The 12,716-nt window shown below is 53.8% G+C and carries 13 protein-coding genes and 2 pseudogenes; 6 read left to right on the forward strand and 9 right to left on the reverse strand.

What is annotated here, in order from left to right:
- Nucleotides 1–57: 57 nt before the first annotated feature.
- The 5 genes from tatC to M3G15_RS01800 all read right to left on the reverse strand — a co-directional run bounded on the left by tatC (nucleotide 58) and on the right by M3G15_RS01800 (nucleotide 3,058).
- Complete coding sequence (gene tatC / locus M3G15_RS01780; RefSeq protein WP_260069899.1) at nucleotides 58–816, reverse strand: twin-arginine translocase subunit TatC; 759 nt, start codon at nucleotides 814–816, stop codon at nucleotides 58–60.
- Between the two features lie 107 nt (nucleotides 817–923).
- Nucleotides 924–1,145, reverse strand: a complete 222-nt coding sequence (locus M3G15_RS01785; RefSeq protein ID WP_036646116.1) for a twin-arginine translocase TatA/TatE family subunit — start codon at nucleotides 1,143–1,145, stop codon at nucleotides 924–926.
- Nucleotides 1,146–1,309: 164 nt separating this feature from the next.
- Nucleotides 1,310–1,795: a MogA/MoaB family molybdenum cofactor biosynthesis protein gene (locus tag M3G15_RS01790; protein ID WP_009226288.1), complete on the reverse strand. Its 486-nt coding sequence runs from the start codon at nucleotides 1,793–1,795 to the stop codon at nucleotides 1,310–1,312.
- A gap of 134 nt (nucleotides 1,796–1,929) precedes the next feature.
- Nucleotides 1,930–2,394, reverse strand: a complete 465-nt coding sequence (gene moaC / locus M3G15_RS01795; protein ID WP_260069900.1) for a cyclic pyranopterin monophosphate synthase MoaC — start codon at nucleotides 2,392–2,394, stop codon at nucleotides 1,930–1,932.
- Nucleotides 2,381–3,058 carry a 5-formyltetrahydrofolate cyclo-ligase gene (locus M3G15_RS01800; RefSeq protein WP_009226286.1) on the reverse strand — a complete coding sequence of 226 codons (678 nt, stop codon included), beginning with the start codon at nucleotides 3,056–3,058 and terminating at the stop codon, nucleotides 2,381–2,383. The genes moaC and M3G15_RS01800 overlap by 14 nt, the downstream gene beginning before the upstream one ends.
- 264 nt (nucleotides 3,059–3,322) lie before the next feature.
- Between M3G15_RS01800 and M3G15_RS01805 the strand changes: the two genes are divergently transcribed.
- From M3G15_RS01805 to M3G15_RS01820, 4 genes are all read left to right on the forward strand, one after another.
- Nucleotides 3,323–5,290, forward strand: a complete 1,968-nt coding sequence (locus tag M3G15_RS01805; protein WP_009226285.1) for an ABC-F family ATP-binding cassette domain-containing protein — start codon at nucleotides 3,323–3,325, stop codon at nucleotides 5,288–5,290.
- A 548-nt stretch (nucleotides 5,291–5,838) separates the two neighbouring features.
- Nucleotides 5,839–6,720, forward strand: coding sequence for a hypothetical protein (locus M3G15_RS01810; RefSeq protein ID WP_009226284.1), 882 nt, complete (start codon nucleotides 5,839–5,841; stop codon nucleotides 6,718–6,720).
- A gap of 164 nt (nucleotides 6,721–6,884) precedes the next feature.
- Nucleotides 6,885–7,829: a cysteine synthase A gene (gene cysK, locus M3G15_RS01815; RefSeq protein WP_009226283.1), complete on the forward strand. Its 945-nt coding sequence runs from the start codon at nucleotides 6,885–6,887 to the stop codon at nucleotides 7,827–7,829.
- A gap of 50 nt (nucleotides 7,830–7,879) precedes the next feature.
- Nucleotides 7,880–8,230, forward strand: a complete 351-nt coding sequence (locus M3G15_RS01820; protein ID WP_036646112.1) for a rhodanese-like domain-containing protein — start codon at nucleotides 7,880–7,882, stop codon at nucleotides 8,228–8,230.
- A 199-nt stretch (nucleotides 8,231–8,429) separates the two neighbouring features.
- On the opposite strand, the pseudogene M3G15_RS01825 reads toward M3G15_RS01820, so the two are convergent.
- From M3G15_RS01825 to M3G15_RS01840, 4 genes and pseudogenes are all read right to left on the reverse strand, one after another.
- Nucleotides 8,430–8,516: pseudogene (locus M3G15_RS01825) on the reverse strand (NAD(P)H-dependent oxidoreductase); the annotation flags it as partial.
- A 5-nt stretch (nucleotides 8,517–8,521) separates the two neighbouring features.
- A complete protein-coding gene (locus M3G15_RS01830) occupies nucleotides 8,522–9,328 on the reverse strand; it encodes an AAC(3) family N-acetyltransferase (RefSeq protein WP_036646140.1) in 807 nt (268 codons plus the stop codon).
- Nucleotides 9,329–9,366: 38 nt separating this feature from the next.
- A pseudogene (locus M3G15_RS01835) lies at nucleotides 9,367–9,595 on the reverse strand (pyridoxamine 5'-phosphate oxidase family protein); the annotation flags it as partial.
- A gap of 291 nt (nucleotides 9,596–9,886) precedes the next feature.
- Nucleotides 9,887–10,981: a ParM/StbA family protein gene (locus M3G15_RS01840; protein WP_157273502.1), complete on the reverse strand. Its 1,095-nt coding sequence runs from the start codon at nucleotides 10,979–10,981 to the stop codon at nucleotides 9,887–9,889.
- Nucleotides 10,982–11,201: 220 nt separating this feature from the next.
- Between M3G15_RS01840 and M3G15_RS01845 the strand changes: the two genes are divergently transcribed.
- Entirely contained in the window at nucleotides 11,202–12,227 is a 1,026-nt protein-coding gene (locus M3G15_RS01845) for a M23 family metallopeptidase (protein WP_260069901.1), read from the forward strand.
- A complete protein-coding gene (locus tag M3G15_RS01850; RefSeq protein WP_260069902.1) occupies nucleotides 12,224–12,703 on the forward strand; it encodes a bactofilin family protein in 480 nt (159 codons plus the stop codon). Before M3G15_RS01845 ends, M3G15_RS01850 begins: the two co-directional genes overlap by 4 nt.
- The last annotated feature ends 13 nt before the right edge of the window (nucleotides 12,704–12,716 follow it).

Consider the following 12,716-nt stretch of genomic DNA (forward strand, 5'->3'; position numbering starts at 1 on the left):
CAAAGCCCCCAGCGGGCAAAAGAAAAACGCGCCCCGCTTATGCGAAGGCGCGTTCTCTCATTTATAGATTTCCGCCCGTACCGCATCCACCGCCTGCTGCTTCGCATAAACCCGCTTGGACAAGAGCACGCTCAGCTCATAAAGCAGAATGAGCGGGATCAGCACCAGGAAGGCGGAGAACAAGTCCGCCGGCGTGATCATCACCGAGATGACCACCAGCGCGAAATACGCGACCCGGCGCATCTTCTTCAGCCGAAGCGGCGTTAAGATTCGCAGCTGCGTTAGAAACAAAATGATCAACGGCAGCTCGAACAACAACGAAATCGGCAACACGATGTTGGTCAGAAATTTGAAATAGTCAGCCATTCCGTAGGTCTCGACGAGTCCCAGCTCCTTGTTCAGCGAACCGGTAAACGTCATCGCCAGCGGGAACACCACGTAATAACCAAAGGCTAGGCCCGCCAGGAAAAAGACGAACACATAAGGGATGTACTTCGCGGTCGCTCTGCGTTCCTGGGGCTTCAGGCCAGGGCTGACAAACGCCCACACCTGGTATAACGTAAAGGGCAGCGTGATCCCAAATGCAACCAGCATCGCAATTTTCATATACACGCCAACGCCGTCCCAGAACGAAAAAGCGTTTAATTCGATGGTCACGCCGGATATGGCGTTTCTCGTCAAAAAGTGGTAGATCGGATCGACGACGAAAAATGCCGCCACCAGCACCACGACAAACACGATGCAAACCGCTACCAATCGCCGACGCAGTTCTGTCAAATGATCTACGAGACTTTGCGCTTTGTCTTTCTCCGACATCTCAGGTTCTCCTTTCCCCGCCGGGCTTCCCGTCCCATCTCAAGCAAAATCCCTCCGCTAAGGAAGGGATCAAGGTTACGCCTATGCAACTGACTTGCTGCTCCCGGTTATTCGGGAAGACGGCGGTCGTCCGGTTTGGGGCCCTCTGCCTGCGGTTGCGGTGCGGGTTCCGCTCTTCTGGCTTCCGGCTGATCATCCACAATATCCCGGGTCGCCTCTTTGAATTCACGGAACGTGCGTCCAACCGCCCGCCCCAGATCAGGTAATTTATTTGGACCAAATAGCAGCAACGCCGCGATCACAATCAACAAAAATCCGCCTGCGCTCATGGGTAATTCTCCTTTCGTTACGGCATAGAAATCGACAAGGTCTTCCGATAAAATCACTCGCCCACATCATACCATAACGAATATCACAGTTACAGTCTATTTCTTTAACAACTTCGCGAAGTAGTAGAAAAATAAAGCCCGTAAATGTGTAAACGAAAATCGAATTATAAACGGAATTGCCCCGTCACCATCAGCAACGCTTCCGGCAGTTGATCCATGATCGCTGCCAAATTTTCGTGCACGCCTTTGGGCGTTCCCGGCAAATTCACGATCAGCGTCCGTCCGCGAATGCCGACGATTCCCCGAAACAGCATCGCCGCAGGGTTCTTCTGCATCAACCGGTACCTCATGGCCTCCGCCATCCCGGGCACTTCACGTTCGATCACCCGCCTTGTGGCTTCCGGCGTCACGTCCCGAATCGCCAGCTCCGTCCCCCCCGTTGTCAGCACCAAATCAGCGTGAAAATAATCGGTCATTTCAATCAGTGCGGCGATAATTTCATCCGGTTCATCGGGGACGATCCGATATTCCACGATCTCGCCGCCCAATTCCTCCTCCACCAGCTCACGGATTACTTGGGCGCTCGTATCTTCACGTTCTCCCCTTGCTCCTTTGTCGCTGGCGGTAAGGATCGCTGTTTTCCAAACCATGAAGTCACCCTCCTCATCCATATAGGAACTCCCTTTGAAGTCCAACGTAATGCCGGATCATGTCGATTCATGCTGATTTCCAACTGCAAACTATCTTCTTTATCTATATCAAAATCCAGCAGCCGCCGCAAATATTACGAACGCACGTAATCCCCGCTTTTGCCGCCTGACTTCGAGCGCAGCAGCGTCGGACCGATGACCATGTCCTTTTGCAGCGCTTTGCACATGTCATACACGGTCAGCGCCGCGGCAGACACTGCGGTGAGCGCCTCCATCTCCACGCCGGTTTTACCTTCCGTCTTCACCGTGGCTTCAATATACAGCTCGTCCCGGCCGTTATCGTCAAACGTAATGTTGACGCCGGTGAGCGCAAGCGGGTGACACATCGGAATCCAATCGGACGTCCGCTTGGCCCCTTGAATCCCCGCGACCTGGGCTACGGCCAGCACATCCCCTTTGCCGATCCGCCCTTCCTTAATTGCCTCGAGGGTTGATGGAAGCATGGAGATTTTCGTCTCCGCCACGGCTTCGCGGACGGTCGCCGATTTCCCGGAAATGTCCACCATGCGGGCGCGTCCTTGTTCATTAAAATGCGTCATGCCTTGCCCTGATTCCGAGTTTGCCAAGCTTATCACTACTTTCCTTCATATATATCGTTCCTTTTGCCGTAAACAGCAGATCCAAACGGAAGTCATGCGATTCCATCGGAATCGCCTCCGGCAGGATCAGCTCCTCCAAGGCGAGGGCGCCTAGGACGACCTGACTTAAGCCGCCGCTGCGACGGGACAATTCGTCGATCAGGCGATCGTAATACCCGCCGCCAAATCCAATGCGCCCCCCCTTCGGGTCAAAAGCCAGCCCCGGAACCACAATGACGTCGATCTCGGGGTAGCGCTCGGGAGGCCAAATGGCCGTATGCGCTGCCGGCTCCGGAATTCCCCAGGTGCCAGGTACTAAGTCAGCCATCCCCGTCAACTCATGCAAGGTTAGGCTCCGCTGTGCACCAATCTTCGGCACAAGCAACCGGTCCCCTTGGGCCTGGCAGCTGGCCAGTAAAGGCCGAGTATCCGGCTCGTCCCGGAAAGAAACATAGCAGAACACGTTCAGCTTCCCGCCGCGCCGTGCCCGCAAGGGCTTTAGCACCTCCAGCTCCGCGATCCGGCTGGCAGCCAGTGATTGTTCTGACCGGGAAGCGTCCGGGATTTGAGCGCGAACCGCCAGCATTTGCTGGCGCAGCTCCTTTTTGGCATCCGCTGGCTCCATGTGTAACCTCCCTTTCCGTTCCCGGCTCACGTTAGCCGGCCCTCGTTCAAGAGGCTTGGACGAACCCGGCTGATCTCTTCCTTAGTGTATCATTGTTATATCAAAATGAAAACTAAAGCATCCACTTTGCAAAAGCTGAACTTTCAAGCAATCAGCGATGCATTTCGCGTTGGTTTCATGTACACTGAAGGTACGTGTTTCACCGAATCTGTTCTATTTATCATGCACAGACTGCAAATCTTTTTTTGGAGGATCGAAACCGTTATGCTGCTTCAAGCTTCGAACATTACGAAATTGTACGGCGTGACCCCCGTGCTGGAAGGCATTAACCTGCAGGTGCTCGAACGGGACCGGATCGGTCTCGTAGGCGTCAACGGCGCGGGCAAATCGACGTTTCTGCAAATTTTGGCGGGCGAACTCTCTTATGACGGAGGACAAATTTTCAAAGCCAAAGAGACAACGATCGGGTACTTGGCGCAAAACAGCGGATTGCAATCGGACCGCACCATCTGGGAAGAGATGCTGGCCGTGTTCGCCCCGCTGATCGAAACGGAACGCGAGCTGCGCCGGATGGAGGAGCAGATTGCCGATCCGGAACTGGCCCGGGATGAGAAAGCGCACCAGGAATTGCTCGACCGCTATGCGCTGAAATCCGATTGGTTCAAAGACCACGGCGGCTATGAAATGGAAACCCGCATCCGGATGGTGCTGCACGGCATGGGATTTGGCGATTTTGCGCCGGACACCCCTATCGCAACGTTAAGCGGCGGGCAGAAGACCCGGCTCGCTCTTGCCCGGATTTTGCTCCAAGCTCCTGACCTGCTAATGCTGGACGAACCAACCAACCATCTCGATATCGAAACGTTAACCTGGCTCGAGGATTATTTGCGCAATTATTCCGGCGCCCTGCTGGTCGTTTCGCATGACCGCTATTTCTTAGACCGGCTTGTCACGGCTATCGTAGAGATTGAACGCCATCAATCGCGCCGCTACACGGGCAACTACAGCCGGTATATCGAGCTGAAGGCGGCGGAATACGAAAGCCAGCTGAAGCAATATGAGAAACAGCAGGATGAAATCGCCCGGATGGAGGCATTTATTCAGAAGAACATCGTTCGGGCTTCCACAACGAAGCGGGCGCAAAGCCGGCGCAAAGCGTTGGAGAAGATGGAAATCCTGGACCGACCGCTCGGCGATCCGAAACGCGCAAGCTTCTCCTTCGAGGCCGAAGTGATGACCGGCAAGGAAGTGCTGCACGTCAACAGCCTGTCCTACGCGTTTGCGGACAAATCCAAACCGTTATTCCAAAACGTTAACTTCGACCTGTACCGCGGTGAAACGGTTGCCTTGATCGGACCTAACGGGATCGGGAAGTCGACTTTACTGAAAATCCTGACCGGCGAGTTGCAGCCAACGGATGGGACCATCACCTGGGGAGCTAAGGTCAAGATCGGTTATTACGACCAGGAACAAACGCATCTGAACCCGGCCAACACCGTGCTGGAGGAAGTGTGGGGCGCATTTCCCCACATCGAAGAAGCCCGGATTCGCAGCGTACTGGGCAATTTCCTGTTCAGCGGCGACGACGTGCTCAAGAAGGTAGCGGCGTTAAGCGGCGGTGAGAAAGCTCGGGTTGCGCTGGCCAAGCTGATGCTGTTAAAGGCCAACGTGCTGATCCTGGACGAACCGACCAACCATTTGGACCTATTCAGTAAGGAAGTGCTGGAGTCCGCATTAATCGAATACGACGGGACGCTGCTGTTCATTTCCCATGACCGTTACTTCCTGAACAAGATGGCCGAGCGGATTGTCGAACTGCATCCGAACGGTGCAGAACATTTCTTGGGTAATTATGATGATTATTTGGCAAAAAAACAGGAGCTTGCCGAACTCGCCGCCGATCAGACGAACGCCGGGACCGCGAAAGCATCCGTAAATTCCGCTCAAAAACAAGCCGAGCCGGAGGCACCTGCCGCCAAGTCCGGCGCCGCTTCCTATGAAGCCGATAAGCAGGCCAAACGGGAGGAGCGAAACCGCCAACGCCGCATCGAGCAGCTGGAGGCGCTGATCTCCAAGCTGGAGGAAGAAATCGCCGAGCTCGAAAACGAACTGGCCCTCCCCGAGGTGTATCAGGATTATACGGCGGTTCAAGAACGGCAAGACGGGATCGACCGTAGGAAAGAACAGCTCTCCTCCGCCTATGAAGAATGGGAAGCGCTGGCCGAGGGGTAAGGTCACAATTTTTTAAACAATTGTTCATTTTTTCTCGTTCAAGTTATTCACAACTTTATCCCCATTATGCAGAATCAACAAAACTTCAAGACGGCCCGCTGGGCCGTTTTTTCGCGGGGATATCGTCGTTTTTTGTCGCATGCTAGTTTTATCCACTAAATTATTCACAATATCCACAGTTTTCTGAAAACACAACAAATCATTTTCTGAAACCTGCTCAATTCACTGGTACACCAAGCTTTCATCCTTTTTTCACAAAGATAGCTAACAAGTTGTGGATAAGCTTGTCCACAACTTGACAAAACTTTCGTCTTAGGTCTATCTCCTCAACTTTCTCCAAGCTGATGTTTTGCTTCACAACCATCCCAAGCTTCTGATGCTTCCTTCCCATTTTTCTTTCATTTCGTGATGATCTCTCAGCTGCGCCTCTTGAAACCATTCGAAATGCCTATTGCCCTGCGTATTTTAAAATCTTTATGATCTCTAGTAGAGTTGCGGCCGAAAAAACACATTCGCCGTCAAATATTCACCGAAAAGGAGAGAATGGAATGAAATTTGTCAAATGCGCTTCAATCGCCGCACTGGGCGTCAGCCTCATCTTTGTGGGAGGATGCCAAATGCTTGGCACATCCAAAGGCGCTTCTTCCACGACTTCCCCTTTTACGGAATCCAAGCTGCCTGGCGGAGGTCTGGCCCTTCCGGAAAACGAACGGCTCCATCTGTCAACGAATAAGCAATGGATCGAAAGTGAAGGCCATCTGTCCGACCTGATCCGTCTGCAATGGACAGGAGACCGCGCCAAACCGGCAATCGCTTGGGCCGATGAGGAAGGCAAAGACAAAACGGCGATTATCTCGCATGATAAAGCGAACAATCCGGAACAACATGATCATAAGCATATTTCGATCGAAACCACGATGTCGCCGACTGGGGAATATAAGGATCAGCTGTTTACCCGCCTGGAAATCCCTTATGATACCGACGTCGCAGAGATTCGCACCCATTCGTCCAACTTCAACGTCATGGACGGCATTTTGCGGGTAGCTGGCGAAGGTAATCGGGATGTACAATTCGCCGTCACCGGCAAGGATAATGCCACGGCTCCGCTCTGGAGCCTGCGCGCCAACAGCGCTGAGCTCAGCGGCAACAACGCCGGAGCGGATTTTAACCTGATCCGTTATTCGGATAAAGGAGAAGCGATCGACAGTGCGCTTACGGTCAAACGCGAGAACGGCCAAGTTGGTATCGGCACAGAGGATCCGCAAAGTGCACTGGATATCCAGGGGGACGGCATCCGTATTCGCGAGTCCCGCACGCCGGCTTCCTCCAAGGCTCCAGGGAACCCCGGAGATATCGCCTGGGATGAGAACTATATTTACGTCTGCGTTGCGAAAGACACCTGGAAACGGACCGCTTTATCCACTTGGTAACGCAAAGGTCTGAAAATCCAGCTCGATCCTATTCTGCCGGGCCCCACGCGTTGGGTTGCCCGGCTTTATTCTGCTCTCCAAGGGGCGCTTGCTTGAAACCATAAGAGGTTCCCGAGTAGAATAATAAAATAACTTTAAATTTAAGAGAGAGGGGCCAAACCGCCATGACTCGTAAAACGGTCCGTAACGTCACCGACTTGATCGGCGAGACTCCGGTCGTCAAATTAAACCGGCTCGTCTCACCGCAGGATGCGGACGTATACGTCAAGCTGGAGTTTGCCAATCCAAGCGGAAGCGTCAAGGACCGGGCGGCTGCCCACATGCTCAGGACGGCCGAACAAGCAGGTCTGCTCACTCCCGGCGCCACGATCATCGAGCCGACCAGCGGGAATACGGGCATTGGGCTGGCTATGAACGCCGCAGCCAAAGGGTATCGGATCATTCTGGTCATGCCGGACAACATGACGAAGGAACGGATTCGCCTGCTGCAGGCTTACGGAGCTGAAGTCGTGTTGACGCCTGCAGCGCAGCGGATGCCCGGTGCGATCGCCAAAGCCAAAGAACTGCTGGCCCAAATCCCCGGCAGCTTTATGCCGCAGCAGTTCCAGAACCCTGCGAATCCGGAAATTCACCGGCTTACCACCGGGCCGGAGATCGTGCAGCAAATGGAAGGCCGGCTCGACGGGTTTGTCGCAACGGCTGGCACGGGCGGCACGATTACCGGGACCGGGGAATATTTGCGAAGTAAGATCCCAAACCTCCATATCACCGTTGTTGAGCCGCAAGGCTCGCCAGTGCTGTCCGGCGGAGAGCCGGGGCCGCACAAGCTGGTGGGAACCAGCCCCGGGTTTATCCCGCCGGTGCTGAATACCGCCATCTATGACGAGATCGTCCAAGTCAGCGATGAAGATGCACTGGAGACGACGCGGCGCTTGGCCGCTCGCGAGGGCATCTTAGTTGGGCCGTCGTCCGGAGCTTCGGTGTGGGCAGGAATCCAATTAGCCAGACGGTTAGGCCCTGGCAAACGCGTATTATGCATCGCACCGGATACCGGGGAGAGATACTTGAGCATGGGGATTTTTAACGAGCCGACAGGCGCCGAAGGTTAAACGAAAGAAGTAATCTACTATCCTACTCTATGGAAAAGAGGACTGATACCATGCCCCAAATGATCGGAGGCATCTCCCATATCGATAAGGACGAACTGCACGCCTTGCTTCAGGATCCCGCCAACGAAACGATCGTAATCGACGTGCGCGAGCCGTTTGAATACGAAGCCGGTCATATTCCCGGGATTCCATTAATCCCAATGGGTGAAATTCCGGACCGGCTGGATGAGCTCGATCCGAAGCAGGAATATGTGTTTGTGTGCCGCAGCGGTTCACGCAGCTACGAGGTAGCTCGTTACTTGCAGGCGCAGGGCTTTGAACGGGTTCACAATTTTCTGGGCGGGATGCTTGGTTGGGACCTTGAGGTCGAGTACGGATTCGACGAGGATGCAGCACGTTAACCGCAGAATCCAGCGGAACATCATCATCGAGCAATACAATAGGGACAGTCCCGAGAGAGCTTCCAAGCTCTACGAGGCTGTCCCTTTATTTTAGAATCAATGGACGAGTACGGCTCTTGGCGACCGGATAAATTCCCCATCCTTTTCTGCTTCATGTGCCAGATCCGCCTCACTCGCATGTTTGACACTGTAAGCAACGAAAGCCGAAAGTCAGGACATCGTCAAACCACTTCTTCAGCAGAGGTGGGCAGCTATACCAATAAAATGGGAACTGGAACACAATCCGGTATCCTATGAAACCCGGTGGCGCTCCAACCATCCTACCGCATAATCTACCAATTCCCGTTGGGGCATCAGCAGCGCGGTGGCCCCGGCTACTTGTCCCTGCTTCACCAACCCGGTGTCCCGCGCAAAGTCGGCGCCCAGCCGCTCAAAATCCTCTGAATCGTACTCCAGCTCGGTAAATTCTACCCAACGTCTTTCCCCATTCACCAGCAACGGCGCCTTGGCCGTGTAGGTCTGCTTCCCTGGATAGTTCGCCCGGCACTCCGCCAAATGGATCGACGTATTGTTCTCGTGCCCTACTCCAAGCAGCAAAACCTCTCCGCGCAGCTCGTAAATCCGCGCGAGCGGCGAGCGCTCACCCAGCCCGAACTCCAAGCCGTGATCTGCCGTGATCTTCAGGGCCTCTCGGCCTCTGGCTGCAAACGACACCTGCGGATGACCGCTGCGAATCGTGCCCTTCTGCCGGCGAAACGTGTCTGGGATGACGCCCATATACCATAGCGGGGTCAGGTCAGGATCGTAGGCCGGCATCTGCTCGCGAATCGTATCCCACCACGCCTGAGGCACCGGCGGATTCTGCCAGCGGGCCGGATCCCCAAGGTCGCTCGAATGGGTTGGCATCACCAAGGTGCCTTGCTCGCCCAGCGCCGCCTCCAAAGCAAGGACGACCGCCGCAGGACCGCCGCACACCCACTTTCCTAACGCTTTAAACGAGGAATGGACGAGCAGCGTAACTCCTTCCTTCACGCCTAGAGCCCTCAAATCCGCCTGCATCGTCTCCACCGTGTACAATTCCCCTTGAATTTCCTCCATCATGTTTCATCTCTCCTATATTGCTCTACTCAGCGAACGACGACGGCAAGCCGTCCAGGCTGACGGGCTGCCGTTTCGTTCGCGCTGCCTGTCAAATCCAAGTAAGCAACCTCGTTAGGCAACAGAATCCGAAGCGCATCTTCCCCTTTGGGCGACAGATTAACATGCCCCTCGGCACTTAGCGGTGCTGAGACCACAAAAAAGAGATGCTGCCGGCGAATAAAACGCTTCATGCTCCGGCAACAACGAATCAAACATTTTCCCCATTGTGATCCCTCCATCAGGACTCTTGTGTATATCCAAACCAGCTTGCAGCTCATATTGAATGAGATGGGCTGGTTTCGCAGCTCTCGTCGACATCGGGACGATCCCGCGTCCACGGGGCAATCAGCCGACAAGCGAATAAAGGTATTTTAGTAGCTCACGGCTCCCAGCCTCCTTCGGTTTTTCCTTATTATACCTGAAGGATTAAATTTAAAGAATATCACCGGTTCCAGGAGCTTCAAAACCAAAAAAAATCCGGCGGTACACACACCGCCGGGACAATGACTAGGAGTTTTACGCCGGGTTAGGTTGTTGCCCTGCCTTGTTCTTGGCCAGCTTCAAGTAACCCTGCACGTTCAGAATCTCGCTATTCTCTTCAAACCGCAAACGCATCGGGCCAGCCGCTTCGATCAGGTACGATTTCAGCGCTGCCGCGCCGCCGCCAAGCACGTAGAAGCATTCGATATCGGGGTATTTCTTCCACCGCTTGCGGATCAGATCGACCAGCTTCTGGGCCGCCCGGCTAAAATACATGTCAACAATTGGCCGGATGTCCGCTTGTCCTTCCCCTACTCTTTGGATGATGAACTCACGGTTGCGGATGCGCCCGATCAGCTTCGTACGGCTCGGGAAGCGATAACCGAACTGATCCTCAACATCGCGGATAATCGAATCCAGATATGTAGCGAGGCCAAACTGCTCACCGGTACTGAACTGATTATCGATATTCATCCGCTTCACCACCGGGAAATCGGTGGTCAAGGCGCCGATCTCGCAAATCCCGATGCAGCCGTTATGCAGTTCTTCGTTCCGTACTTGTAGCGTATCGTTTGTGGCCAAATGGAACAGGGCAGCCGCCCCCTCGACCGAAACGATCGTACGGCGGATGTTAATGCGCACCGTACGCCCGCGCAGCTCCGGCGTGGACAGGAACGTCACTTCGTGCTCCCCGGTTAACCGCTCCTCGAACGCTTTGTGAAAGGCCACATAAGTGCGTACCGGCAACCCGGTACCAAGAATGTATTCCACCTCTTCGATCCCGGTTCCCGTGGTCGGATAGGTTTGTCCGGCAAGGGCCGCATAGGCTAACGCCGTCAGCGCCACGACCAGAGACTGATCGCTGGTCGCTTTGTTGTCCGTTTCCTCCAGTTCGGAGTTGTCCTGGTCCTCCATCGCTAATAGGCCTACGAAATACCGCTGGTTATTTCTCTTTAATTTAGGGCTATAGACTCGAACATCCAGCGCCTTCAGCGGAGAGTCCTCTTCTTGCAGCACATGTCTATCATATCCGGGAGAAACGATACTCGGAATAATGATCGGTCGTTGCGAACCGTCAACTACTACCTTAACGCTGTCATTGCCAACGTCGATTCCGGCAATTCTGATCATAATTACCTCCTCACATCTAGGAAATAAGACATTTCCAATCATTTCTCATTTCGCTTCCCTTCGACAAATTCCTGCTTTACCCGTGAAAATAGTTACAAAATTTTTTTAAATGAAAAAGGGATTTGCCACAATTTGCCGAAATAGTTGTATTGGCATTAGAAAGATATGATCTTGGTCCTACATAATGACAGGCTCAACTCAAGATGATCAGGAGGAAGAAATGAAGTTTCGATTCAAAAAAAACGTGAACCGGCGCTACACACTGCTCATTGTACCGGAAGGTACCAGCCCCGTGTTCCGTTTAAAATTTCGCTTTTTCTACTTATTGGCCATTCTGGTCGCTGCAGCTGCGCTGCTCACTTCGGTATTGGTCCTATATGCGATGAACCGCACCCACACGAACCGGATTGGGACGCTTGAAGCCCAGCTGTCGGATTCGTCGAACCAGTTCAGGAACACCGTCGTCAACAAGGAGCAGGAGATTGACCGGCTGTTAAATGAGCTGATGGAACTGTCGGAAAAATCGAAAACGATCGAATCGAAAATGAGCGAACTGGAGCAATTGGAAGCCGAGCTTCAATCGCTAACGAACAGTGGGGCCGGCAAAGCGAAGGACAAAACAGCAGCCGCTACCAGCACTCCGGCGAAGGCCTCCCTCGCTGACGAAGGCGGAGTTGGCGGAGAATCGATTCCGCTGACCGATCAGGACATCGCGAATTGGGTTCAGGAGACGAAGGAGAGCATTACTACCTCGCTGAAGGAGATGCCCGGTTTACAGCAGCGGCTGGAGCAGACCAAAGTGGCCGTCGAGGAATACAAGGCGCTGATGGCGATCTTGCCAACCTATTGGCCTACAGATTCCACCCGGGTCACTTCCGATTACGGTGAACGGGAAGATCCATTTACCGGGCGGTTAACGAAGCATGCCGGAATGGATATCGGGGGGAGCATCGGCGACCCCATTTATGCTGCAGCCAACGGCAAGGTCATCGAAACCGGACGCACCAGCGCTCGCGGCAACTATGTCACGATTTCCCATCCCTCGGGATTGAAAACGAACTATATGCATTTGAGCAAAATTTTGACCAAGGTTGGCGCCACCGTCAAACAAGGCGAGATCATTGCGGAGCTAGGCTCCACCGGCCGCAGCACCGGACCCCATCTGCACTTTGAGGTCGTCAAGAACGGCAGTACGGTCGATCCGGCCAATTACTTAGAAAACCCGGAGAGGAAGAGTGATCCATGAAATTAAGGAATAATGCAAAATCCGTGAAGCTGGACCCGAACACGACAGATACTTTGATCGGGGAAGGCAGCATTTTTGAAGGAAAAATCCGCTCGGACGCCGGTGTGCGCATCGAAGGGCAAATCACCGGCGACATCGAATGCGAAGGCGATGTGACGGTTGGGGAGAAGGGCGTGGTCCATTCTAATATTTTGGCCCGCAATATCATCATCGCCGGCACCGTCAACGGCAACGTTCATGCGAAAAACAAGCTATCGATCACATCCAAAGGCAAGCTGTTCGGGAACATGGTCGCCTCTTCCCTTTCCATTGAAGAAGGCAGCGTGTTTGAAGGGACCAGTAAAATGGGCGGATCGGACAAGGTCGACAACGAGGCATTGAAAGAAACTGCGGCTGCAGTTGCTGCTTCCGACATAACCCCTCCTGCCAAAAATAACGCCAAGCAGGAAAACGACGACGTTTATAAAACCTGGTGATACCAGGAATCGA

The organism is Paenibacillus sp. p3-SID1389 (genome assembly GCF_025151705.1).
In the GTDB taxonomy this organism is placed as follows: domain Bacteria; phylum Bacillota; class Bacilli; order Paenibacillales; family Paenibacillaceae; genus Fontibacillus; species Fontibacillus phoenicis.

Coding starts and splice junctions, on each gene's coding strand:
- tatC (WP_260069899.1), bottom strand. CDS start 816: ATGTCGGAGAAAGACAAAGCGCAAAGTCTCGTAGATCATTTGACAGAA.
- M3G15_RS01785 (WP_036646116.1), bottom strand. CDS start 1,145: ATGAGCGCAGGCGGATTTTTGTTGATTGTGATCGCGGCGTTGCTGCTA.
- M3G15_RS01790 (WP_009226288.1), bottom strand. CDS start 1,795: ATGGTTTGGAAAACAGCGATCCTTACCGCCAGCGACAAAGGAGCAAGG.
- moaC (WP_260069900.1), bottom strand. CDS start 2,394: ATGACGCATTTTAATGAACAAGGACGCGCCCGCATGGTGGACATTTCC.
- M3G15_RS01800 (WP_009226286.1), bottom strand. CDS start 3,058: ATGGAGCCAGCGGATGCCAAAAAGGAGCTGCGCCAGCAAATGCTGGCG.
- M3G15_RS01805 (WP_009226285.1), top strand. CDS start 3,323: ATGCTGCTTCAAGCTTCGAACATTACGAAATTGTACGGCGTGACCCCC.
- M3G15_RS01810 (WP_009226284.1), top strand. CDS start 5,839: ATGAAATTTGTCAAATGCGCTTCAATCGCCGCACTGGGCGTCAGCCTC.
- cysK (WP_009226283.1), top strand. CDS start 6,885: ATGACTCGTAAAACGGTCCGTAACGTCACCGACTTGATCGGCGAGACT.
- M3G15_RS01820 (WP_036646112.1), top strand. CDS start 7,880: ATGCCCCAAATGATCGGAGGCATCTCCCATATCGATAAGGACGAACTG.
- M3G15_RS01830 (WP_036646140.1), bottom strand. CDS start 9,328: ATGGAGGAAATTCAAGGGGAATTGTACACGGTGGAGACGATGCAGGCG.
- M3G15_RS01840 (WP_157273502.1), bottom strand. CDS start 10,981: ATGATCAGAATTGCCGGAATCGACGTTGGCAATGACAGCGTTAAGGTA.
- M3G15_RS01845 (WP_260069901.1), top strand. CDS start 11,202: ATGAAGTTTCGATTCAAAAAAAACGTGAACCGGCGCTACACACTGCTC.
- M3G15_RS01850 (WP_260069902.1), top strand. CDS start 12,224: ATGAAATTAAGGAATAATGCAAAATCCGTGAAGCTGGACCCGAACACG.